This window comes from Paraburkholderia sp. JHI2823 (assembly GCF_038900695.1).
In the GTDB taxonomy this organism is placed as follows: domain Bacteria; phylum Pseudomonadota; class Gammaproteobacteria; order Burkholderiales; family Burkholderiaceae; genus Paraburkholderia; species Paraburkholderia mimosarum.
Window position 1 is genome coordinate 14,794 of the sequence record NZ_JAYMRY010000035.1, and the last position, 22,211, is coordinate 37,004.

The window sequence follows — 22,211 nt, forward strand, 5'->3', positions numbered from 1 at the left end:
TACAAAAGGAATACAAGGCATGCTACTGGCGCTGGCGCAATGGCTGCAGAATGACGCAAGCTTCTTGCGCGTGTTCAGTTATCTGACGTTCCGTGCGGTGATGGCCACCATCACCGCGATGGCGATCGGGCTCTTTCTCGGCCCGTGGGTGATCCGCAAGCTCACCGCGATGAAGGTCGGCCAGGCTGTGCGGACGGACGGCCCGCAGACTCACCTCGTGAAGTCCGGCACGCCCACCATGGGCGGCGTGCTCATTCTGCTTGGCATCGCGGTTTCCACGCTGCTGTGGGGCGACCTCACGAACCGCTTCATCTGGATCGTGATGCTCGTTACGTTCGGCTTTGGCGCGATCGGCTGGGTCGACGACTATCGCAAGGTCGTCTACAAGGATCCGCGCGGCATGTCTTCGCGCGAGAAGTACTTCTGGCAGTCGGTGATCGGCCTCTTCGCGGCCGTGTATCTCGCGTTCAGCGTTTCCGAGGCGAGCAATGTGCGCGTGTTCGATCTCTTCATGGCGTGGGTGAGGAGCGGTCTTTCCATGGGTCTGCCCGCGCGCGCCGACCTCTTGCTGCCGTTCCTCAAGTCGATCAGCTATCCGCTCGGCGTTTGGGGCTTCATCGCGCTCACGTACTTCGTGATCGTCGGCGCGAGCAACGCCGTGAACCTCACCGACGGTCTCGACGGCCTCGTCATCATGCCGGTCGTGCTGGTCGGCGCGTCGCTCGGCGTGTTCGCGTACGTGATGGGCAGCTCGGTCTACTCGAAATATCTGCTCTTTCCGCACATTCCGGGCGCGGGCGAACTGCTTATCTTCTGCTCGGCAATGGGCGGGGCAGGGCTCGCGTTCCTCTGGTTCAACACGTATCCCGCGCAGGTGTTCATGGGCGACGTGGGCGCACTCGCGCTCGGCGGCGCGCTCGGCACCATCGCGGTGATCGTGCGTCAGGAAATCGTGCTCTTCATCATGGGCGGCATCTTCGTTGCGGAGACGCTCTCCGTGATGCTGCAGGTCACCTGGTTCAAGTACACGAAAAAGCGCTACGGCGAAGGGCGCCGCATCTTCAAGATGGCGCCCCTGCATCACCATTTCGAATTGACCGGCTGGAAAGAAACGCAGGTCGTCGTGCGTTTCTGGGTCATCACGCTGATGCTGTGTCTGATCGGTCTGTCCACGCTCAAGCTGCGTTGAGCCACTACACCAAGTCACCAGACAAGGAAGGAAAGCAAGCGATGTTCGGCGAGAAGTTTCGGGATCGGCAAAAGCCGATGGTGCTCGTGCTGGGACTCGGGGAATCGGGTCTCGCGATGGCGCGCTGGTGCGCGCGGCATGGTTGCCGCCTGCGCATTGCCGACACGCGCGAAGCGCCGCCCAATCTCCCCGAACTCGCGGTGCGCGGCATCGATGCCGACTTCGTCGGCGGTCCGTTCACGCCCGCGCTGCTCGAGGGCGTGGAGCTCGTCGCCATCAGCCCAGGCCTTTCGCCGCTCGCCGAAGATCTCGTGCCGCTGATCGCGGCGGCGCGCGAGCGCGGCATCGAAGTGTGGGGCGAGCTCGAACTCTTCGCGCAGGCGCTGCGTCATCTCGGCGAGAGCGGCTATGCGCCGAGGGTGCTCGCCATCACGGGCACGAACGGCAAGACGACCACCACGAGCCTCACGGGCACGCTCTGCGAGCGCGCGGGCAAGCGCGTGGCGGTGGCGGGCAACATCAGCCCGGCCATGCTCGACAAGCTCGCCGAAGCGATCGACAACACCGCGCTGCCGGACGTGTGGGTGCTCGAGCTGTCGAGCTTCCAGCTGGAGACGGCGCATACTTTCGAGCCCGATGCTGCGGCGGTCCTCAACATCACGCAGGACCATCTTGACTGGCACGGCGGCCTTGATGCCTACGCGGCCGCGAAGGGCCGTATCTTCGGGCCGCGCACGACGCGCGTGCTCAACCGCGACGACGCACGGGTCATGTCGCTCGCAAGCGTGAAGGGAAGCACCGGCGCGAAGATCGTGACCTTCGGCCTGAACGAGCCGCAAAACGAAGGCGACCTGGGTCTCTCGCGCGAGAACGGCATGCAATGGCTCGTCCAGGCACACGATCTCGACGCGAACGACGAGCCTGTCTCGCCGCGCCGACGCAAACAACAGGAAGCCGCGCCCGTGCATCTCGGCATGAAGCGCCTCATGCCCGCCGACGCGCTGCGCATTCGCGGCCTGCACAACGCAGCGAACGCGCTCGCGGCGTTCGCGCTCACGCGCGCGATCGATCTGCCGCCCGCGCCGCTGCTGCACGGCTTGCGCGAGTATCGCGGCGAGCCGCATCGCGTGGAACTGATCGCCTCGATCGACGGTGTGGACTATGTGGACGACAGCAAGGGCACGAACGTGGGCGCAACGGTTGCCGCGCTCGACGGCCTCGCGCAGCGCGCCGTGCTGATCGCGGGCGGCGACGGCAAGGGCCAGGACTTCGATCCACTGGCTGAGCCCGTGGCGCGCTGGTGCCGCGCCGTGATGCTGATCGGACGCGACGCGCCGAAGATCCGCGCGGCGCTCGAAGCCACGGGCATCGCGATGAGCGACCACGCGACGCTCGAGGAAGCCACGCGCGCCGCCACGGCACTCGCGCAACCGGGCGACGTGGTGCTGCTTTCGCCGGCCTGCGCGAGCTTCGACATGTTCAAGGGCTACGCCCATCGTGCGGCGGTATTCCACGACACCGTGGAAGAAATCGCCGCAGAGCGGGGGACGATGATATGAGCTGGTCCGAACGATTCGGGACGCGCCTCTCGCGCCCAGGCGCTCAGGCAGACGCCAAGGCGAGCGGTTCGTCGGGCGGCGGTGCGCGCTCGGGTGGCCTGTCGAGCGTCGTCAACGGCGTGCGCCCCGGCCGCTCGCGCATGCTCGACTACGACCACTCGCTGCTGTGGGCCGTGATCGCGCTGCTCGGCCTTGGCGTGGTGATGGTCTACTCGGCGTCGATCGCCATGCCTGATTCGCCGAAGTACGCCTCTTACCGCGACTGGGCGTTTCTCGTGCGCCACATCGTCTCGCTCGTGATCGCCACGATCGCGGCGCTGATCGCGTTTCGCATTCCCGTTTCCACGTGGGACCGCTACGCGCCGAAGCTCTTCCTCATCGCGCTCGCGATGCTCGTGGTCGTGCTCATTCCGCACATCGGCAAGGGCGTGAATGGCGCGCGGCGCTGGATTCCGCTCGGTATCACGAACATGCAGCCGTCGGAAATCATGAAGCTCGCCGTGACGGTCTATGCGGCGAACTACACGGTGCGCAAGCAGGAATACATGCACAGCTTCGCGAAGGGCTTTTTGCCGATGGCGTTCGCCGTGGGCGTGGTCGGCGCGCTGCTGCTGCTCGAGCCCGACATGGGCGCGTTCATGGTGATCGCCGCGACCGCGATGGGCGTGCTGTTTCTCGGCGGCGTGAACGGCAAGCTGTTCGGCGGCCTCGTGGCCACGGCCGTGGGCACCTTCACGCTGCTCGTATGGGCGTCGCCGTGGCGTCGCGAGCGGATCTTCGCGTACCTCGATCCGTGGGACGACCGCTATGCCCAGGGCAAGGCCTATCAGCTCACGCACTCGTTGATCGCCTTCGGACGCGGCGAGTGGTTCGGCGTGGGGCTCGGCGGCAGTGTCGAGAAGCTCAACTATCTGCCGGAAGCGCACACCGACTTCATTCTCGCCGTGATCGGCGAGGAACTCGGTTTTGTGGGCGTGATGGTCGTGATCCTGCTCTTCTACTGGATCGTGCGGCGCGCGTTCGAAATCGGCCGCCAGGCGCTCGCGCTCGACCGCACGTTCGCGGGTCTCGTCGCCAAGGGGCTCGGTGTGTGGTTCGGCGCGCAGGCCTTCATCAACATGGGCGTGAACCTGGGTCTCCTGCCGACCAAGGGGCTTACGCTGCCGCTCGTCAGCTACGGCGGCTCGGGCATTTTGCTCAACTGCGTCGCGGTCGCGCTGTTGTTGCGCGTCGATTACGAGAACCGGGTTCTGATGCGCGGAGGGAAGGTATGACGGCTGCAACGCGCACGCTCATGGTGATGGCCGGCGGCACAGGGGGACACGTGTTCCCGGGGCTCGCCGTCGCGCATCGCATGGAGCAGTGGGGCTGGCGCGTGGTATGGCTCGGCAATCCCGCAGGCATGGAAGCGACGCTCGTCCCGAAACACGGCATCGCGATGGAATACGTGCGCTTTGGCGGCGTGCGCGGCAAGGGCATCAAGACCAAGCTGATGCTGCCGCTCAATCTGCTGCGCGCCTGCACGCAGAGTCTTGCGGCGCTGCGTCGCGTGAAGCCCGATGTGGTGCTCGGCATGGGCGGCTATATCACGTTCCCGGCGGGCGTGATGAGTGCGCTGTCGGGCCGTCCGCTCGTGCTGCATGAGCAGAACTCGATCGCGGGACTCGCGAACAAGGTGCTTGCCAAGCTCGCGAAGCGCGTACTCGTAGCGTTCCCCGGCGCGCTGCCGAACGCCGAGTGGACCGGCAACCCGATCCGCGAGGCGCTCGAACACGTCGACGAGCCGCAGGCGCGCTACGCCGCGCGCAGCGGTCCGCTGCGCGTGCTCGTCGTAGGCGGTAGCCTCGGCGCGACGGCGCTCAACGAAGTCGTGCCGCGCGCGCTGTCGCTGCTCGCGCCGCAAGAGCGTCCGCAGATCGTGCATCAGGCGGGCGCGAAGCACATCGACGCCTTGCGTCAAAACTATATCGACGCCGGACTCGAACCCGGTGACACGGTGCAGCTCGTACCGTTCATCGACGACATGGCGAGCGCCTACCGCAACGCGGATCTCGTGGTCTGCCGTTCGGGCGCAATGACGGTGGCCGAGATCGCGGCCGTGGGCGTGGCGGCATGCTTCGTGCCGTTCCCGTACGCCGTGGACGACCACCAGACCACCAACGCCGCGTTCCTTGCCGACAAGGACGCAGCACTCGTGGTGCAGCAACGCGACCTGACGGCGGAAGGTCTCGCCGACTGGTTGCGGCATCAGACCAGAACATCGCTGGCGGAAATGGCTGGGCGCGCCCGCGCGCTCGCGAAACCCGACGCCGCCGATCAGGTCGCGCGCATCTGTGCGGCCGTGGCGGGCGTAAGTGCGGGAGGAAAGCAATGAAACACATCGTCAAACATATCCATTTCGTCGGCATCGGCGGCGCGGGCATGAGCGGCATCGCCGAAGTGCTCGTCAACCTCGGCTACCAGGTGAGCGGCTCGGACCTCGCGAAGAACGGCGTCACCGATCGACTCGCCGCGCTCGGCGCGCGCATCGCGATCGGCCACGCCGAAGAGAACATCGAAGGCGCGAACGCCGTGGTCGTCTCAACCGCGGTGCGCAGCGACAACCCCGAAGTGCTCGCGGCGCGCCATCGCCGCATTCCGATCGTGCCGCGCGCCGTGATGCTCGCGGAGCTGATGCGCCTGAAGCAGGGCATCGCGATTGCGGGCACACACGGCAAGACCACCACGACGTCGCTCGTGGCGAGCGTGCTGGCCGCGGGCGGGCTCGACCCGACCTTCGTGATCGGCGGCCGTCTCATCAGCGCGGGCGCGAACGCGCGCCTCGGCACGGGCGACTTCATCGTGGCGGAAGCCGACGAGTCGGACGCTTCGTTCCTGAACCTCTTCCCGGTGATCGAAGTCATTACGAACATCGACGCCGATCATATGGACACCTACGGGCACGACTTCGCGCGCCTGAAGCAGGCGTTCATCGAATTCACGCACCGTCTGCCGTTCTATGGCATCGCGGTGCTGTGCGTGGACGACCCGAACGTGAAGGAGATTCTGCCGTTCGTCTCGAAGCCGATCATCCGCTACGGCTTCGCGTCCGACGCGCAGGTGCGCGCCGTGAACGTGATCGCGCGCGACGGCAAGATGTACTTCACGGTGATGCGCGAGGACGCGCCATCGCTCGACGTCGTGCTGAATCTGCCGGGCACGCACAACGTGCAGAACGCGCTGGCGGCGATCGCCATCGCAACCGAACTCGAAGTGAAAGACGCCGACATCCAGCGCGCGCTCGCGGAATTCAACGGCGTGGGGCGGCGCTTCCAGCGCTACGGCGAAGTCCCGGTCAACGGCGGCGGCACCTACACGTTGATCGACGACTACGGCCACCACCCGGTGGAGATGGCGGCGACGATTGCGGCCGCGCGCGGTGCGTTTCCCGAGCGGCGTCTCGTGCTCGCGTTCCAGCCGCACCGCTACACGCGCACGCGTGATTGTTTCGAAGACTTCGTGCGCGTGCTTTCGACCGTCGATGCGCTCGTGCTGACCGATGTCTATGCGGCCGGCGAAGCGCCGATCGTCGCCGCGGACGGCCGCGCGCTCGCCCGTGCGATTCGCGTGGCGGGCAAGGTCGAGCCGGTGTTCGTCGAGACCGTGGATGAAGTGCCGGAGGCGCTCGCGGCAGTGGTGCGCGACGGCGATGTGGTGATTACGATGGGCGCGGGTTCGATCGGCGGCGTGCCGGGTCGGATCGCAGCCCAGGAACAGAAGGCGTGAGTGACATGAGCAGTATCGATCCCAAATTCGATCCGAAGCAGTTCGGCAAGGTGGCGGTGTTGTTCGGCGGCGTGTCCGCCGAGCGCGAGGTGTCGCTCAAATCGGGCGCGCTGGTGCTTCTGGCGCTGCAGAGCGCAGGCATCGACGCGCATCCGTTCGATCCCTCCGAGCGACCGCTTTCGGCGTTGAAGGACGAGGGCTTCGTGCGCGCATTCAACGCGCTGCACGGCGGCTACGGCGAGAACGGCCAGATCCAGGGCGCGCTCGACTTCTACGGCATCCGCTATACGGGCACCGGCGTGCTGGGCTCGGCGCTGGGGCTCGACAAGTTCCGCAGCAAGCTCGTGTGGCAGCAACTCGGCATTCCGACGCCGCCGTTCGAAGCCGTCCTGCGTGGCGACGACTACGCGGCGCGCGCGCCGCAGATCCTGGCGAAGCTGGGCCTGCCGCTCTTCGTGAAGCCCGCGAGCGAAGGCTCCAGCGTCGCCGTGATCAAGGTGAAGGCGGAAAGCCAACTCGTGCCGGCGCTCGAAGAAGCCGCGAAGTTCGACAAGATCGTGCTGGTGGAGAAGAGCATCGAAGGCGGCGGCGAGTACACCGCGTGTATCGCGGGCGACCTCGATCTGCCGATCATCAAGATCGTGCCGGCGGGCGAGTTCTACGACTACGACGCGAAGTACATCCTCGACACGACGCAGTATCTGATTCCCTGCGGCTTGGCGCCTGCGAAGGAAGCGGAACTCAAGAAGCTCGCGCGCCGCGCGTTCGACGTGCTCGGCTGCACCGACTGGGGCCGCGCCGATTTCATGATGGATGGCGCAGGCAACGCGTATTTCCTCGAAGTGAACACGGCGCCAGGCATGACCGACCACTCGTTGCCGCCGAAGGCCGCGCGTGCGGTGGGCATCGAATATCGCGACCTCGTGGTGCGCGTGCTGGCCCTCACGCTGAAAGATTGAAGCCCTGATGAATCTCTGACCGACGAATTGCCGAACCTGCATTGAACCGACAATCTCGACATGTGGAATAACGTACGCCAGCTCAACCTTGCCGCGAACGCGTTGAACGCGCTGCTCGCGCTCGCGCTGCTGGCGGCCGGCTGCTACTGGCTCGTGCAGCGCCCCAACTTCGCGCTTCGCGAGATCCGCATCGACGGCGACACCGAGCACATCAATTCGCCCACCGTGCGTGCGAGTGTGGTCGGCCGGCTGAGGGGCAACTTCTTCACGGTCGATCTCGATGCGGCGCGCGCCGCGTTCGAGCAGATGCCGTGGGTGCGCCACGCGAGCGTGCGCCGGGTGTGGCCCAATGCGCTGGCTGTCACGCTCGAAGAGTACAAACCGTTGGGCACGTGGGGCAGCGATCAACTCGTGAGCACGGACGGCGAGCTCTTCACGGCGAACCAGGGCGAGCTGGACGGAGAACTGCCCGCGTTCGACGGCCCCGAGGGCACGGCGCCCGAAGTGGTCGCGCGCTATCGCGACATCGCGAAGTGGTTTGCGCCGCTCGGACTCACGCCCGACGAAGTGACGCTCTCGCCTCGCTACGCGTGGACGGTGAAGCTCTCGAACGGCATGCAGGTGGAACTCGGCCGCGAGCGCAACGCCGAAACGCTCAACGAGCGCTCGCATCGCCTCATCGCGGCATGGTCGGCGGTCACGCAACGTTGGGGCAACGAGATCGAATACGCGGACCTGCGTTATCCGAACGGGTTTGCGATACGCGCAGCGGGGATGCGCTTCATCAGTGACACGCCCGCTCCGGGCAAGAAGTAACAGGACATCACACGCAACGAGCACGATATGAGTAAAGACTATAAGGATCTGCTGGTCAGCCTCGACATCGGGACGTCGAAGGTGGTGGCCGTCGTCGCCGAACTAAAGGGCGAAGGCCACTACGAAGTGATCGGCCTCGGCCAGAGCGAATCGAAAGGTCTCAAGAAGGGCGTGGTGGTGAACATCGAGGCCACGGTGCAGTCTATCCAGCGAGCGCTCGAAGAAGCGGAACTCATGGCCGACTGCAAGATCACTAACGTATTCACCGGCATTGCGGGCAGCCACATTCGCAGCTTCAACTCGAGCGGCATGGTTGCCATCAAGGAGAAGGAAGTCACGCAGGCGGACGTCGCGCGCGTGATCGAAACGGCGAAGGCGATCAACATCCCGACCGATCAGCAGGTGCTGCACATCCTCACGCAGGAATTCATCATCGACGGCCAGGAGGATGTGCGCGAGCCGATCGGCATGAGCGGCATTCGCCTCGAAGTGAAGGTGCACATCGTGACGGGCGCGGTGAGCGCGGCGCAGAACATCGTGAAGTGCGTGCGCCGCTGCGGGCTCGAAGTGAACGACCTCATCCTGCAGCCGCTCGCGTCGTCGCTGGCGGTGCTGACCGAGGACGAGAAGGAACTGGGCGTGGTGCTCGTCGACGTCGGCGGCGGCACCACCGACATCGCGATCTTCAGCGAAGGCGCGATTCGACATACCGCGGTGATTCCGATCGCGGGCGACCAGGTGACGAGCGACATCGCCATGGCGCTGCGCACGCCGACGCCCGACGCGGAAGACATCAAGGTGAGCTACGGCATCGCAAAGCAGGCGCTCGCCGATCCGGACGAGATGATCGAAGTGCCGGGGCTTGGCGAGCGCGGTCCGCGCACGCTGTCGCGTCAGGCGCTCGCAGCCGTGATCGAGCCGCGCGTGGAAGAGCTCTTCTCGCTCGTTCAGCAGGTGGTGCGCGAGTCGGGCTACGAAGAACTGCTCAGCTCGGGCGTCGTGCTGACGGGCGGCGCCGCGATGATGCCGGGCATGGTGGAGCTGGGCGAGGACATTTTCCTGAAGCCGGTGCGCATTGGCGTGCCGGAGTACGCGGGCGGTCTTGCCGACGTGGTGCGCAATCCGCGCTACTCGACGGCGATGGGCCTGCTCGTGGAAGGCCGCTCGCAGCGCATGCGCGGGCGCAAGGTTGCAGTGCAGTCGGGGTCGATGGGGCAGGTCTTCTCCCGCATGAAGGACTGGTTCCTCGGCAGCTTCTGATAGACCGACGCAGTACCGAAGGCGAAGTACGAGCTTCAAAAAATCGCGCTGGTGACGGCGGCTGGCGCGCAGTGGAGGGTTGCCCGATCTTCCGCTGGATAACGGCCGAGGAGCGGAATCTTTTTCTTGACGGAGGCAACATGGAATTCCAGATGCTGGAAACGGAAACCAACGGCACCATCATCAAGGTGGTAGGCGTTGGTGGTGCTGGCGGCAATGCCGTGCAGCACATGATCAACCGCGGCGTGCAAGGCGTCGATTTCATCGTGATGAACACGGACGCACAGGCGCTCTCGCGCTCGCGCGCATCGACCGTGATTCAGCTCGGCAACACGGGCCTGGGCGCGGGCGCGAAGCCGGAAATGGGCCGCGCGGCCGCTGAGGAAGCGCGTGAGCGCATCGCCGACGGACTGCGCGGCGCGCACATGGTCTTCATCACCGCCGGCATGGGCGGCGGCACCGGCACGGGCGCGGCCCCGGTCGTCGCGCAGATCGCCAAGGAAATGGGCATTCTCACCGTTGGCGTGGTGAGCAAGCCGTTCGAGTTCGAAGGCGGCAAGCGCATGCGCGTGGCGGAAGCCGGCTCGCAGCAACTGGAGGATCACGTCGACTCGCTGATCGTCGTCCTGAACGACAAGCTGTTCGACGTGATGGGCGATGACGCCGAGATGGACAAGTGCTTCCAGTGCGCGGACGACGTTCTGAACAACGCAGTTGCAGGCATCGCCGAAATCATCAACGTCGACGGCCTCGTGAACGTCGACTTCGAAGACGTGAAGACGGTGATGGGCGAGCAGGGCAAGGCGATGATGGGCACGGCGACGGTTGCCGGCGTCGATCGCGCGCGCCTCGCGGCGGAACAGGCCGTGGCGAGCCCGCTGCTCGAAGGCGTCGATCTGTCGGGTGCGCGCGGCGTGCTGGTCAACATCACGTCGAGCCGCTCGCTGCGCCTGTCGGAAACGCGCGAAGTCATGAACACCATCAAGAGCTATGCTGCGGAAGACGCCACGGTGATCTTCGGCGCCGTGTACGACGACGCGATGGGCGACGCACTGCGCGTGACGGTGGTGGCAACGGGCCTCGGCCGCGCTGCGAAGAAGCAACAGGCCGCGCCGATGCAACTGCTGCGCACGGGCACGGACAATCATCCGATTCCGGCTCCGGCGGGTTCGTACGCACCGCAGCACAGCGGCCACGGCAACACGGCCGACTACGGCGCGCTCGATACGCCGGCTGTGTGGCGCACGTCGCGCGACACCGCGGCTTCGCACGTGCAGGCGCTGCAGGAAAAGGGCGTCGACACGTACGACATCCCGGCGTTCCTGCGCAAGCAGGCGGACTGAGTCGTCACGCGAGCGAGTCTGACTGCGGCCGGGCGCACGGATTGCGCTCAGCCGGCAGACGGATGTCATGCGCGAGGCGTAGCAATGAAGGCGAGCAAGGCCAGCAAGGCCGCATCCGCAAGGATGCGCGGCAGGGACGGTTGCCCGCCACGCAAAAGGCGTGGGGGAGGGGCGCGGTGTCGCCCAACGAACCTGTGTAATCTTGCAGTACATCGTTGCCCGACATTGCATGGGGCGGCCAGCCGTGGGGCGGCCAACCGCACGCCAGCGCACGACGCTTGCGCATCGTTGCGAAGGACGAGTCATGATCAAACAGGGTGAAACGCTGCCCGACGCGACGCTCTTCGAGTTCGTCGAAGACGCGCGCGAGGGTTGCACGCTGGGGCCGAACAGCTTCGACGTGCGCAAGGAAGCGGCGGGCAAGCGCGTGGTGATCTTCGGATTGCCGGGCGCATTCACGCCGACGTGCTCCGCGAAGCACGTGCCGGGCTATGTCGAGCACTACGACGCGCTGCGCGCGGCCGGTGTCGACGAAATCTGGTGCGTGTCCGTCAACGACGCGTTCGTGATGGGCGCGTGGGGACGTGATCAGCGTACCTCGGGCAAGGTACGCATGATGGCCGACGGCAGCGCGGCGTTGACTCGTGCACTCGGACTGGAGCAGGATTTGTCGGCGCGTGGCATGGGGATCCGCTCCCAGCGCTATGCGATGGTGGTCGACGACGGCGTGGTCAAGACGCTGAACGTCGAAGCACCCGGCAAGTTCGAAGTGAGCGATGCCGCGAGCATACTGGCCACGTTGACCCGCGCATGAAGGCGTTCGCTGCTTCGCGTTGCCCGCACGCAACGCGAGAAGCGAAGCAAATGTGACAGGCGATTACGTGAGCCGAGCGGGCCGATCATCCGGGAACGCCTCCGTTCCGGGTATCGGCCCGCCCTTCATCCCGACGGGGTAATCCGGGGAAACAGTTTGTCACGCCCGGGAGTACGACGGGGTGGCCGCAACTAGGGTATAATCCGCACTATGAATTAAAAAGTCCCGATTGGGATTTTCAATGAGCAGAATGACCATGTTGAAGCAGCGAACCATCAAGTCGATCGTGAAGACAGTCGGCATCGGCCTTCATTCGGGCCGCAAGGTTGACCTGACGCTCCGTCCGGCGGCGCCGAACACGGGCATCGTGTTTTCGCGCGTGGATTTGCCGACGCCGGTGGACATCCCCGCATCGGCAATGGCGATCGGCGACACGCGCCTCGCCTCGGTGCTGCAGAAAGACGGTGCGCGCGTCTCGACGATCGAGCACCTCATGTCCGCCTGTGCGGGCCTTGGGATCGACAACCTCTACGTCGACGTGACCGCCGAGGAAATTCCGATCATGGACGGCAGTGCGGCTTCGTTCGTGTTCCTGATCCAGTCGGCGGGCATCGAAGAGCAGAACGCTCCCAAGAAGTTCATCAAGGTCAAGAAACCGGTCGAGATTCGCGACGGCGACAAGTTTGCACGCCTCGAGCCATTTTTCGGCTTCAAGCTCAAGTTCACGATCGACTTCCGCCATCCGGCCGTCGACAAAACGGGCCAGGCGCTCGAAGTCGACTTCGCGAACACCTCGTATGTGCGCGAGATCGCGCGCGCCCGCACGTTCGGCTTCGCGCACGAAGTCGAGATGATGCGCGAGCTGGGCCTCGCGCGCGGCGGCAGCATGGATAACGCGATCGTGCTGGACGAGTACCGCATCCTCAACAACGACGGTCTGCGCTATGACGACGAGTTCGTGAAGCACAAGATGCTCGACGCGATCGGCGACCTCTACGTGGTGGGTCATCCGCTGCTGGCGGCTTACGATGCGTACAAGTCGGGCCACGGCCTGAACAACGCGCTGCTGCGCGAGCTGCTCGTGCACGAGGACGCGTACGAAATCGTCACGTTCGACGATCCGCAAAAGGCGCCGCGCGGCTTCGGCTACGAGGCGCAGACGGCATTCGCCTGAGCGTCTTTCGGGACTTGCCAGCGAGAAGGGGCGGCTAGATGCCGCCCCTTGTCATTTGACGCGCCGCGATGTGATTCGCGTGCGCCGGATCAGCGCCTTTTCGTGTGGCGGGCCGCCATCCTCGCCAGCGCGGCTTGCAGCGGCGAGGGCTCCAGCGTTTCGCTGAGCGCCTGGAGCGCGGCCGCGCCGGCCGGCGTCATGCGCGCCTGCTTGGGCGGAGCGGGGTCCTTCACAGCCTGCGGTCGCACGCGGATGCGCACGCTGTCCAGCGGCCAGCCGCGCGCCTGCAGGTCGGCCACGAGCCGCGGTTCGAGATGGCGCAGACGGGCCGCGAGCGCATTGTGCGCGGCGAACAGGGCCAGTGTGCGGTCCTTGATGAAGCCGGGCTCAACGCTTGCGGCCAGATAGTCGGGCAGCAGCGCGTTCAGATCGCGCTGAATGGCCGCGATCTGCTCGACGCCGGCGCGCAAGGGCGCGAACGCGTCCGTGCGGCTCAGCACTTCGGCTAGCGGCTGCGGGGCGTACGGTCCCCTGGACCTTGAAAACGGCGAGAAACGGCTCATGTGGCAGAAGGATGGACGAGTGCGCAGGCAGCGTCAGGTGAGCTCGGCACCGCTAATCGCGTGGCGGGGCTCCGATGCCGCCATTGTAGCTTGCGGCACGCCCAGCCACGTGCCTTCCGGCCATCTGGCCAGGTTCGTTTCACGGCCTTGCGCCACAGGGCGGGAGGGCCGTCCGTGCGGGCATTGCGCGCGCCGCAGCCCTCTTCGCGCTGACACAGGCGAGTGAGGGGGCGCGTGCTAAAATGCCCGATTCGAATCCACCATTTTTGGGCTTAAGCCGCCGAGGTCCTTCCGGTCCGGGTGCAGGGTGCCCGTCGCGCGTGCAGCGTGTACGGTGCGCGATCAGCCCGCCGTCAGGAATCCCGGCCGAAGCCGCGACGCAGACACCGATCCGATGACCACCGGTTTCTTACAGAAAATCTTTGGCAGCCGCAATCAGCGCCTGATCAAGCAATATCAGAAGACGGTCGTGGCGATCAACGCGCTCGAACCGAAGATCGAGCAGTACACCGACGAGCAGCTGCGCGCGAAGACGGTCGAGTTTCGTGAGCGCGTGGCCAATGGGACGTCGCTCGACGAGCTGCTGCCCGAGGCATTCGCCGTTTGCCGCGAGGCGAGCAAGCGCGTGCTCAAGATGCGCCACTTCGACGTGCAGCTGATCGGCGGCATGGTGCTGCACTACGGCAAGATCGCCGAAATGCGCACCGGCGAAGGCAAGACGCTCGTCGCGACACTCGCCGCGTACCTGAATGCGCTGTCCGGCCGCGGCGTCCACGTCGTGACCGTGAACGACTACCTCGCGCAGCGCGACGCCGAGTGGATGGGCCGCCTCTACAACTTCCTCGGTCTGACTGTCGGCATCAACCTGTCGCAGATGGACCACGCGATGAAGCAGCAGGCTTACGCTGCGGACATCACGTATGGCACGAACAACGAGTTCGGCTTCGACTACCTGCGCGACAACATGGTCTACGAGACCGAGGCGCGCGTGCAGCGTGCGCTGAACTTCGCCGTGGTCGACGAGGTGGACTCGATCCTGATCGACGAAGCGCGTACGCCGCTCATCATCTCGGGCCAGGCCGAAGACCACACCGAACTCTACGTGCGCATGAACGCGCTGCCGCCGCTGCTCGAACAGCAGATCGGCGAAGAGAAGGCCGACGGCACGGGCGTCGAAAAGCCGGGCGACTACACGCTCGACGAAAAGGCGCGCCAGGTGTTCCTCACCGAATCGGGCCACGAGAAGGCCGAGCGCATGCTCGCCGAGTGGGGCCTGATCGGCCAGGGCGAAAGCCTCTACGCGCCGCAGAACATCACGCTGATGCACCACGTGTACGCCGCGCTGCGCGCCCATACGCTGTTCCACAAGGACCAGCACTACGTGGTGCAGAACGGCGAAGTCATCATCGTCGACGAGTTCACCGGCCGTCTGATGGCCGGCCGCCGCTGGTCGGACGGCCTGCATCAGGCCGTGGAAGCGAAGGAGCACGTGAAGATCCAGAGCGAGAACCAGACGCTCGCTTCGATCACGTTCCAGAACTACTTCCGCATGTACGCGAAGCTCTCGGGCATGACGGGTACGGCCGACACCGAAGCGTACGAATTCAACGAGATCTACGGCCTCGAAACCGTCGTGATCCCGACGAACCGCACGCCGAAGCGGATCGACAAGCAGGACCAGATCTACAAGACGGCGAAGGAACGCTACGACGCCGTGATCCGCGACATCCGCGAATGCTACGAGCGCGGTCAGCCGGTGCTCGTCGGCACGACGTCGATCGAAAACTCCGAGCTGCTCTCGAACCTGCTCACGAAGGCCGGTCTGCCGCACGAAGTGCTCAACGCAAAGCAGCACGCGCGTGAAGCGGCGATCGTCGCCGAAGCGGGCCGTCCGCAGCGCGTCACCATCGCGACCAACATGGCGGGCCGCGGCACCGACATTGTGCTGGGCGGCAACGTCGAAAAGCAGTCGGCGTTCATCGAGGCCGACGACGCCATCCCCGCCGACGAAAAGGCGCGCCGCATCCAGCAACTGAACGACGAGTGGCAGACGCTGCACGATCGGGTGAAGGCCGCGGGCGGCCTGCACATCATCGGCACCGAGCGTCACGAGTCGCGCCGGATCGACAACCAGCTGCGCGGCCGTGCGGGCCGTCAGGGCGACCCGGGCTCGTCGCGCTTCTATCTCTCGCTCGAAGACCCGCTCCTGCGCATTTTCGCGGGCGACCGCGTGCGCGCGATCATGGACCGCCTGAAGATGCCGGAGGGCGAGGCGATCGAGGCGGGCATCGTCACGCGTTCGATCGAGTCGGCGCAGCGCAAGGTCGAAGCGCGCAACTTCGACATCCGCAAGCAGCTGCTCGAATACGACGACGTGTCGAACGACCAGCGCAAGGTGATCTACCAGCAGCGCAACGAATTGCTCGAAGCGCATGACATCACCGAAACGATCGGCGCGATGCGTCATGGCGTGATCACCGACATCGTGCGCCAGTTCGTGCCGCATGGCAGCATCGAAGAGCAGTGGGACGTGCCGGAGCTCGAAGAAGTGCTGCGCAACGAATGGCAGCTCGACCTCGCGATCCAGGAGATGATCAACGAGTCGTCGTCGATCGACGCCGACGAGATTCTCGAAGCCGTAATCGCGGCCGCCGACGAAGCGTACGAGCAGAAGGTCGCGCTCGTGGGCCGCGAATCGTTCAGCGCGTTCGAGCGCTCGGTCATGCTCCAGACACTAGACCGCAGCTGGCGCGAACACCTCGCGGCGCTCGACCACCTGCGTCAGGGCATCCATCTGCGCGGCTATGCGCAGAAGAACCCGAAGCAGGAGTACAAGCGCGAGGCGTTCGAACTGTTCGCCGCGATGCTCGAAGCCGTGAAGCTCGAAGTCACGCGTATCGTCATGAACGTGCAGATCCAGTCGCCGCAGCAGCTCGAAGAGGCGGCCGAGCAGATCGAAGAGCAGGGCCATCATCTCGAGAACGTCGAGTTCCGCCACGCGGAGTTTGCCGAAGCCGACACCGCACCGGCTCCCGCGGCTGCCGCACCGGTCGCGGCCGATGCCGCCGCCGCCATGATGGGCGCGGCCATGAGCCATACGCCGCCGGTCGGCAACGACCTGCCGAAAGTGGGCCGCAACGATCCGTGCCCGTGCGGCAGCGGCAAAAAATACAAGCTGTGTCACGGCAAGATCACGTGACGCAGGCTTGATCGTAGATTCCGGCGGCCCGCTCCTATGGACGGGCCTTGCGTTTTGAATCCCGATGCCGGCCAGGCCTTCAGCGCCTTCGCCGGCATCGCCTTTTCGACGAGTCTCCACCATGGCTGTCAATTTCCCCTCGATTGATCCCGCTCAACTTCATCCGGTCGCCGGCGTGACGCTCGGCTGGGCGCAAGCCAACATCCGCAAGCCTGACCGCAAGGACGTGCTGGTGATTTCCGTCGACGAAGGCGCGAGCGTGGCCGGCGTATTCACGCTGAACCGGTTTTGTGCCGCGCCCGTGACGGTGTGCCGCGAACATCTCGCGAAGGTGCGCGCGGGCGGCAAGGGCATCCGCGCGCTGGTGGTGAACACCGGCAACGCGAACGCCGGCACGGGCGAGCCGGGCCTCGCGCACGCGCGCGAAACCTGCGATGAACTGGCGCGCCTCGCGGGCCTCGAGCCCTCGCAGGTGCTGCCGTTCTCGACCGGCGTGATTCTCGAGCCGCTGCCTATCGACCGCCTGAAGGCCGGTCTGCCCGCCGCGCTGGAGAACCGCAAGGCCGCGAACTGGTACGACGCCGCGCAGGCCATCATGACGACCGACACGCTGCCGAAGGCGGTGTCGCGCCAGGTCGCGATCGACGGCCACACGATCACGTTCACGGGCATCAGCAAGGGAGCCGGCATGATCAAGCCGAACATGGCGACCATGCTCGGCTTCCTCGCCTTCGACGCCAACGTCGCGCAGCCGGTGCTCGACGAACTCGTGAAGTACGTGGCCGATCGCTCGTTCAACTGCGTCACCATCGACGGCGACACCTCGACCAACGACTCGTTCATCCTGATCGCCTCGGGCAAGGCAAGCCTGCCTGCGATCAGCTCGACGGACTCGCCCGCGTATGCCGCGCTGCGCGACGCCGCGACGGCCGTTGCCCAGGAGCTCTCGCAACTCATCGTGCGCGACGGCGAAGGCGCGACCAAGTTCATGACGGTGCAGGTGGAAGGCGGCAAGGACGTGGCCGAGTGCCGTCAGATCGCGTATGCGATCGGTCATTCGCCGCTCGTGAAAACGGCGTTCTACGCCTCGGACCCCAACCTTGGCCGTATCCTGGCCGCGATCGGCTATGCGGGCGTGACCGACCTCGACGTCGACAAGATCGACCTCTATCTCGATGACGTGCTCGTCGCCAAGGCGGGCGGCCGCAATCCGGCGTACCGCGAAGAGGACGGCCAGCGCGTCATGAAAAAGAGCGAGATCCTGATTCGCGTGCTGCTCGGCCGCGGCGACGCGCAGGCCACCATCTGGACCTGTGACCTCTCGCACGACTACGTGAGCATCAACGCCGACTATCGTTCTTAAATTCGGTCCCTGATTCAAGCCCTCACCCCATGGACAAGCTCGAAAAGTTTCTGACCCGCGCCGAAGCGCTGCTCGGCCGCCTCGAAGCCGTGCTTCCGCCCTCGGCGCCCGACGTCGACTGGAACGCGGCCGTCGCGTTCCGCTGGCGCAAGCGCCAGGGGCGCGGCTTTTTGCAGCCGGTGCCTGCCATCTCGCCGATCTCGCTCGACGACCTGCAGAACATCGACCGCCAGAAAGACCTCATCGAGCGCAACACGCGCCAGTTCGTGCAGAAGAAGCCCGCGAACAACGTGCTGCTCACGGGCGCGCGCGGCACCGGCAAGTCGTCGCTGATCAAGGCATGCCTGAACGCGCACGCGCGGGACGGACTGCGCCTGATCGAAGTCGACAAGGACGATCTGCACGACCTCGGCGATATCGTCGATCTGATCTCGACGCGCCCCGAGCGCTTCATCGTGTTCTGCGACGACCTCTCGTTCGAAGAAGGCGAGTCGGGCTATAAGGCGCTGAAAGTGGCGCTGGACGGCTCAGTCGCGGCGCAGTCGGACAACGTGCTGATCTACGCGACCTCGAACCGCCGCCATCTGCTGCCCGAGTACATGAGCGACAACGAGACGTACAAGCACATGCCCGACGGCGAGATTCATCCGGGTGAGGTCGTCGAAGAAAAAATCTCGCTGTCCGAGCGCTTCGGCCTTTGGGTGAGCTTCTATCCGTTCAAGCAGGACGACTATTTGACGATCGTCGGCCACTGGCTGCGCCATTTCGGCTGCGACGACGCCGAAGTCGAATCGGCGCGTGGCGACGCGCTCGTCTGGGCGCTGGAGCGTGGTTCGCGCTCGGGCCGCGTGGCATGGCAGTTCGCGCGCGACTGGTCGGGCAAGAAGGCGCAAGAAGCATGAGCGCCGAAGCCAACGCAGCAAAAGACGGCGCAGGGACAGGCGTGAACACGCGCCCGGTGACGGAAGTCGCAGTGGGTGTGCTGGTGCAGCCCGATGGCCGCTACCTGCTTGCGCAGCGGCCCGAAGGCAAGCCGTACGCAGGCTACTGGGAGTTTCCGGGTGGAAAACTGGAGGCGGGCGAGACTGTCGAGGCCGCGCTTGCTCGCGAGCTGCACGAGGAACTGGGGATCGACGTGAAGGCGTGTCACCTGTGGCACACGCTCGAACACGATTACCCGCACGCCTATGTGCGTCTCTTCTTCTGCAAGGTGACCGAGTGGACCGGCGAGCCACATGGTCGCGAAGGTCAGGCGTTCGTGTGGCAGTCGCTGCCGGCGAGCGTCGAGCCGCTATTGCCCGCGACGATTCCTGTGCTGGAGTGGCTCGCGGCGGAATGATACTGACTGACGGGCCATGACGATGCAAAAGGCCGCTGTGCATGTCGCACAGCGGCCTTTTTTATCGGTTGTCGCAAGCGTTTCTCGCCGCTTATTGACGCGTATCCGTGGGCGGTGCATCTTCAGGCGGCGTCTCGTCGTCGGCGCCGCCGATTCGGTATTTTTCGGCCGCCCACGCGCCGAGATCCATTTGCTTGCAACGCTCGGAGCAGAATGGGCGGAAGCGGCTTTCCGGCACCCAACGGACTTCCTTGCCGCAACTGGGGCATTTGACGACAGTGGTCATGCGATAGAACTGTGGTTGCGTTTGATCGAACGTGACAGTGACGATGCGGCGGACTTCACAGGCTGCAGAGCGTGAGCTGGAACGGCACGTCCTGATCGACGGCCCGGGGACGCAAATCGCCGTCCTGCACGGTGAAGCGCACCCAGAGCATGTACTTGTTAGCGCTCGCCTCGGGAATCACGCGCAATTCCGGTGCCACGCGTACCTGCATGAGCTGATACGCACGGCCCGACAGCATTTGCTGATAGCTGCCCTGCATCGCCATGACCTTCGATGCCTGGCCCGACTCGCGCGCGAGGCGCAACACGATGGCGGCGGCGTCGCGCAGCGGCAGGAGCGGCGTGACCCACTTGGCAATGTCCTGACGGCGCTGGTCGGCATGCAACTGTTGCCACGCGTAATACGACGGCAGGTCGAACTTGCACGTGCCGCCGGGAATGATCGCGCGGCTGCGGATGCTCGTGAGCCACTCGTTGTCCATCAGATGCTGGCCCGTCTTGCCTTGCATCTGCGTGAGACCGGCGAGTGTTTGCTCGATTTCACCGAGCACGGTTTCGAGCGCATTCTGCTCGATGCCAGGATTGCCGCGGAAGGGCGCTAGCGTTTGGCGCTGCCTTTCGAGCTCCTTCATGAGGTCCGACTTGAGGTCGGCGCGGCCTGCGACTTCGGCGATTTCGAAGAGCGTCGTGAGCGCGACGTGATGTTCCCTCGGATCCTCCTGGGTCAGGAAAAACGTGAAGCGCTCGAACAGGTCCTCGAGGCGCAGCAGCGTCCGGATTCGCTCGTTGAAGGGATACTCGTAAAGAATCAAGCGCGCTCGCCTCGGGCGTGGTAGGTGACGGATTGCAGGACATTCTAATGCCGTGGGACTACGGTCGCAATCGCGCCGGCCCGGCGTTCTGCCGATATGTCCCGGATTCTCGCCGGGGTGCTGGTAGTCGCGCCGCATCGGGATGCGTGTCGACTCGCGCGCCTAGCCTGAGTTCTGGGGGGAAACCGTGAGTGCGCGAGCGCTTCTGGTCGGTCTGCTTTACGCATTGCCGCGCTTTTGCGCAGCGAGCTTGAGATACGACTGATGCAATGCGTCGACATCGTGGGCAAGCGTTTCGAGCGTTGTGCCGGTGTCATTCACGACCACGTCGTGGGCGGCCGCAAGGCGCGCCTCGCGCGTGGCCTGGCGCGCGATGATCGCGAGCACCTGGTCGCGCGTGAAGCCATTGCGGCGCATGACGCGCGCGATCTGCGTTTCCACGCTGCAATCGACGGTGAGCACGCGATCGACGCGTGTCTTCCATGTGCCGGATTCGACGAGCAAGGGCACGACCACAATGACATAAGGCCCCTTGGCGTCGCGCGTTTCGCGTTCGGTTTCCGAACGGATCAGCGGATGCGTGATGGCTTCGAGCCGCTTGCGCGCGGACTCGTCGCCGAACACGAGTGCGCGCATGCGCGCACGGTCCATGGAGCCGTCGGCCGCGACGAATTCGGCGCCGAAGTCTGTGGCGATCTGCGCCATCGCTACGCCCTGCGGTGCGGTAATGCGATGCGCGATCAGGTCGGTGTCGACGATCGTTACACCGCGCGCCGCAAAGCAATCGGCAACGGTGGATTTGCCGCTGCCGATGCCACCCGTCAATCCGACCGCGAACATTGGATCATGTCCCCCACGCAAAAACGCCATAGAGCGGTGTTCCGACAAACAGTGTGATGATCGCGCCCGCGGCGAGATACGGGCCGAAAGGCAACGGTTCCTCGAAACGCATGCGCCCGATCAACGTCGCGGCAATGCCGACGAGCGCGCCAGCCACCGCGGCGATCACGACGATCTGCGGCAGTGCGCTCCAGCCGAGCCATGCGCCGAGCGCAGCGAGCAGTTTGAAGTCGCCGTGGCCCATGCCCTCCACACCGCGCAGCAGCTTGAAGAGCCAATAGACGCACCAGAGCGCCAGATAACCGGCGACTGCGCCGATCACCGCTTCACGTAGCCCCGCGAAGGTGCCGGTGAAGTTGACGAGGAGCCCGGCCCACAACAGGGGTTGCGTGATCTCGTCGTACAGCATCTGGTGTTCGAGATCGATGGCGCTCGCCGCGATGAGCCCCGCGCACAGCATGAAGGCGGCGAGCGCCTTGCCCGTGGGCCCGAAGGCGAGCAACGCGCCGGCTGCGCATGCCGCGCTCGCCAGTTCGATTAGCGGGTAGCGCACGCTCACGCCAGCGTGGCAATGCGAGCAGCGCCCGCGCAGCGCGAGCCAGCTGATGACCGGAATGTTTTCCCAGGCACGCAACACGTGGCCGCAGTGCGGGCAGGCACTGCGAGGCAGCCAGAGGTTATACCGCGCAGGCAGCCCGTCGTCTTCGAAAAGCGGGCCCGGGGTGCCGGTCGCTTCGGCCACATCGGCGCGCCAGGCGCGCTCGAGCATGATCGGCAGCCGGTGCACGACGACGTTGAGAAAGCTGCCGATGACGAGTCCGAATGCAATGGCGAAGCTCATGAGCACGCCAAAGGGCAGGCCGCCGAGAGCGGCGGCGAAGGGCGTTGCGGTGTCGGGCGCGGAAATAAGTGGGACGGGCATGGGAAGGAG

General features: G+C 65.3%; 20 protein-coding genes. 15 read left to right on the plus strand and 5 right to left on the minus strand.

The window, feature by feature from the left end; all coding sequences use genetic code 11:
- Positions 1 to 19: 19 nt before the first annotated feature.
- The 11 genes from mraY (at position 20) to lpxC (ending at position 12,879) form a co-directional block, all read left to right on the plus strand.
- The gene (gene mraY / locus VSR34_RS28660) at positions 20 to 1,189 is read left to right on the plus strand and encodes a phospho-N-acetylmuramoyl-pentapeptide-transferase (RefSeq protein WP_028214074.1); all 1,170 of its coding nucleotides are present in this window, start codon (positions 20 to 22) and stop codon (positions 1,187 to 1,189) included.
- A 41-nt stretch (positions 1,190 to 1,230) separates the two neighbouring features.
- On the plus strand, positions 1,231 to 2,748 hold the full coding sequence (gene murD, locus VSR34_RS28665) for a UDP-N-acetylmuramoyl-L-alanine--D-glutamate ligase (protein WP_028214073.1): 1,518 nt from the start codon (positions 1,231 to 1,233) through the stop codon (positions 2,746 to 2,748).
- Positions 2,745 to 4,022, plus strand: coding sequence for a putative lipid II flippase FtsW (ftsW, locus tag VSR34_RS28670; protein ID WP_028214072.1), 1,278 nt, complete (start codon positions 2,745 to 2,747; stop codon positions 4,020 to 4,022). Before murD ends, ftsW begins: the two co-directional genes overlap by 4 nt.
- Positions 4,019 to 5,122 carry an undecaprenyldiphospho-muramoylpentapeptide beta-N-acetylglucosaminyltransferase gene (gene murG / locus VSR34_RS28675; RefSeq protein WP_028214071.1) on the plus strand — a complete coding sequence of 368 codons (1,104 nt, stop codon included), beginning with the start codon at positions 4,019 to 4,021 and terminating at the stop codon, positions 5,120 to 5,122. The genes ftsW and murG overlap by 4 nt, the downstream gene beginning before the upstream one ends.
- A complete protein-coding gene (murC, locus tag VSR34_RS28680; protein WP_028214070.1) occupies positions 5,119 to 6,513 on the plus strand; it encodes a UDP-N-acetylmuramate--L-alanine ligase in 1,395 nt (464 codons plus the stop codon). Before murG ends, murC begins: the two co-directional genes overlap by 4 nt.
- A 5-nt stretch (positions 6,514 to 6,518) precedes the next feature.
- Positions 6,519 to 7,472: a D-alanine--D-alanine ligase gene (locus VSR34_RS28685; RefSeq protein WP_342964176.1), complete on the plus strand. Its 954-nt coding sequence runs from the start codon at positions 6,519 to 6,521 to the stop codon at positions 7,470 to 7,472.
- A gap of 60 nt (positions 7,473 to 7,532) precedes the next feature.
- Positions 7,533 to 8,288, plus strand: coding sequence for a cell division protein FtsQ/DivIB (locus VSR34_RS28690; protein WP_028214068.1), 756 nt, complete (start codon positions 7,533 to 7,535; stop codon positions 8,286 to 8,288).
- 27 nt (positions 8,289 to 8,315) lie between these two features.
- On the plus strand, positions 8,316 to 9,548 hold the full coding sequence (ftsA, locus tag VSR34_RS28695) for a cell division protein FtsA (RefSeq protein ID WP_028207794.1): 1,233 nt from the start codon (positions 8,316 to 8,318) through the stop codon (positions 9,546 to 9,548).
- Positions 9,549 to 9,688: 140 nt separating this feature from the next.
- On the plus strand, positions 9,689 to 10,891 hold the full coding sequence (ftsZ, locus tag VSR34_RS28700; protein ID WP_342964177.1) for a cell division protein FtsZ: 1,203 nt from the start codon (positions 9,689 to 9,691) through the stop codon (positions 10,889 to 10,891).
- A 304-nt stretch (positions 10,892 to 11,195) separates the two neighbouring features.
- Positions 11,196 to 11,705 (plus strand): peroxiredoxin, encoded by a 510-nt coding sequence (locus tag VSR34_RS28705; protein WP_028214066.1) that lies wholly within the window; start codon positions 11,196 to 11,198, stop codon positions 11,703 to 11,705.
- A 256-nt stretch (positions 11,706 to 11,961) separates the two neighbouring features.
- Entirely contained in the window at positions 11,962 to 12,879 is a 918-nt protein-coding gene (gene lpxC, locus VSR34_RS28710) for a UDP-3-O-acyl-N-acetylglucosamine deacetylase (protein WP_342964178.1), read from the plus strand.
- A gap of 89 nt (positions 12,880 to 12,968) precedes the next feature.
- On the opposite strand, the gene VSR34_RS28715 is transcribed toward lpxC, so the two are convergent.
- A complete protein-coding gene (locus tag VSR34_RS28715) occupies positions 12,969 to 13,442 on the minus strand; it encodes a DciA family protein (protein ID WP_028214064.1) in 474 nt (157 codons plus the stop codon).
- A 394-nt stretch (positions 13,443 to 13,836) separates the two neighbouring features.
- Between VSR34_RS28715 and secA the strand changes: the two genes are divergently transcribed.
- From secA to mutT, 4 genes are all read left to right on the plus strand, one after another.
- Positions 13,837 to 16,641, plus strand: coding sequence for a preprotein translocase subunit SecA (gene secA / locus VSR34_RS28720; protein WP_342964179.1), 2,805 nt, complete (start codon positions 13,837 to 13,839; stop codon positions 16,639 to 16,641).
- Between the two features lie 121 nt (positions 16,642 to 16,762).
- The gene (argJ, locus tag VSR34_RS28725) at positions 16,763 to 18,004 is read left to right on the plus strand and encodes a bifunctional glutamate N-acetyltransferase/amino-acid acetyltransferase ArgJ (RefSeq protein WP_028214062.1); all 1,242 of its coding nucleotides are present in this window, start codon (positions 16,763 to 16,765) and stop codon (positions 18,002 to 18,004) included.
- A gap of 29 nt (positions 18,005 to 18,033) precedes the next feature.
- Positions 18,034 to 18,906 carry an ATP-binding protein gene (locus VSR34_RS28730; RefSeq protein WP_028214061.1) on the plus strand — a complete coding sequence of 291 codons (873 nt, stop codon included), beginning with the start codon at positions 18,034 to 18,036 and terminating at the stop codon, positions 18,904 to 18,906.
- On the plus strand, positions 18,903 to 19,343 hold the full coding sequence (mutT, locus tag VSR34_RS28735) for an 8-oxo-dGTP diphosphatase MutT (RefSeq protein WP_028214060.1): 441 nt from the start codon (positions 18,903 to 18,905) through the stop codon (positions 19,341 to 19,343). Before VSR34_RS28730 ends, mutT begins: the two co-directional genes overlap by 4 nt.
- A gap of 91 nt (positions 19,344 to 19,434) precedes the next feature.
- Here mutT and VSR34_RS28740 read toward each other — a convergent pair whose 3' ends face one another.
- From VSR34_RS28740 to VSR34_RS28755, 4 genes are all read right to left on the minus strand, one after another.
- On the minus strand, positions 19,435 to 19,629 hold the full coding sequence (locus VSR34_RS28740) for a DNA gyrase inhibitor YacG (protein ID WP_028214059.1): 195 nt from the start codon (positions 19,627 to 19,629) through the stop codon (positions 19,435 to 19,437).
- A 55-nt stretch (positions 19,630 to 19,684) separates the two neighbouring features.
- Positions 19,685 to 20,440 carry a cell division protein ZapD gene (zapD, locus tag VSR34_RS28745; RefSeq protein WP_028214058.1) on the minus strand — a complete coding sequence of 252 codons (756 nt, stop codon included), beginning with the start codon at positions 20,438 to 20,440 and terminating at the stop codon, positions 19,685 to 19,687.
- A gap of 219 nt (positions 20,441 to 20,659) precedes the next feature.
- Positions 20,660 to 21,280 carry a dephospho-CoA kinase gene (gene coaE / locus VSR34_RS28750; RefSeq protein ID WP_028214057.1) on the minus strand — a complete coding sequence of 207 codons (621 nt, stop codon included), beginning with the start codon at positions 21,278 to 21,280 and terminating at the stop codon, positions 20,660 to 20,662.
- A gap of 4 nt (positions 21,281 to 21,284) precedes the next feature.
- Entirely contained in the window at positions 21,285 to 22,202 is a 918-nt protein-coding gene (locus VSR34_RS28755) for an A24 family peptidase (protein ID WP_036020416.1), read from the minus strand.
- Between the last annotated feature and the right edge of the window lie 9 nt (positions 22,203 to 22,211).

Excerpts from the sequence above, each read along its gene's own strand:
- mraY (WP_028214074.1), top strand. The coding sequence starts at position 20 with ATGCTACTGGCGCTGGCGCAATGGCTGCAGAATGACGCAAGCTTCTTG.
- murD (WP_028214073.1), top strand. The coding sequence starts at position 1,231 with ATGTTCGGCGAGAAGTTTCGGGATCGGCAAAAGCCGATGGTGCTCGTG.
- ftsW (WP_028214072.1), top strand. The coding sequence starts at position 2,745 with ATGAGCTGGTCCGAACGATTCGGGACGCGCCTCTCGCGCCCAGGCGCT.
- murG (WP_028214071.1), top strand. The coding sequence starts at position 4,019 with ATGACGGCTGCAACGCGCACGCTCATGGTGATGGCCGGCGGCACAGGG.
- murC (WP_028214070.1), top strand. The coding sequence starts at position 5,119 with ATGAAACACATCGTCAAACATATCCATTTCGTCGGCATCGGCGGCGCG.
- VSR34_RS28685 (WP_342964176.1), top strand. The coding sequence starts at position 6,519 with ATGAGCAGTATCGATCCCAAATTCGATCCGAAGCAGTTCGGCAAGGTG.
- VSR34_RS28690 (WP_028214068.1), top strand. The coding sequence starts at position 7,533 with ATGTGGAATAACGTACGCCAGCTCAACCTTGCCGCGAACGCGTTGAAC.
- ftsA (WP_028207794.1), top strand. The coding sequence starts at position 8,316 with ATGAGTAAAGACTATAAGGATCTGCTGGTCAGCCTCGACATCGGGACG.
- ftsZ (WP_342964177.1), top strand. The coding sequence starts at position 9,689 with ATGGAATTCCAGATGCTGGAAACGGAAACCAACGGCACCATCATCAAG.
- VSR34_RS28705 (WP_028214066.1), top strand. The coding sequence starts at position 11,196 with ATGATCAAACAGGGTGAAACGCTGCCCGACGCGACGCTCTTCGAGTTC.
- lpxC (WP_342964178.1), top strand. The coding sequence starts at position 11,962 with ATGTTGAAGCAGCGAACCATCAAGTCGATCGTGAAGACAGTCGGCATC.
- VSR34_RS28715 (WP_028214064.1), bottom strand. The coding sequence starts at position 13,442 with ATGAGCCGTTTCTCGCCGTTTTCAAGGTCCAGGGGACCGTACGCCCCG.
- secA (WP_342964179.1), top strand. The coding sequence starts at position 13,837 with ATGACCACCGGTTTCTTACAGAAAATCTTTGGCAGCCGCAATCAGCGC.
- argJ (WP_028214062.1), top strand. The coding sequence starts at position 16,763 with ATGGCTGTCAATTTCCCCTCGATTGATCCCGCTCAACTTCATCCGGTC.
- VSR34_RS28730 (WP_028214061.1), top strand. The coding sequence starts at position 18,034 with ATGGACAAGCTCGAAAAGTTTCTGACCCGCGCCGAAGCGCTGCTCGGC.
- mutT (WP_028214060.1), top strand. The coding sequence starts at position 18,903 with ATGAGCGCCGAAGCCAACGCAGCAAAAGACGGCGCAGGGACAGGCGTG.
- VSR34_RS28740 (WP_028214059.1), bottom strand. The coding sequence starts at position 19,629 with ATGACCACTGTCGTCAAATGCCCCAGTTGCGGCAAGGAAGTCCGTTGG.
- coaE (WP_028214057.1), bottom strand. The coding sequence starts at position 21,280 with ATGTTCGCGGTCGGATTGACGGGTGGCATCGGCAGCGGCAAATCCACC.
- VSR34_RS28755 (WP_036020416.1), bottom strand. The coding sequence starts at position 22,202 with ATGCCCGTCCCACTTATTTCCGCGCCCGACACCGCAACGCCCTTCGCC.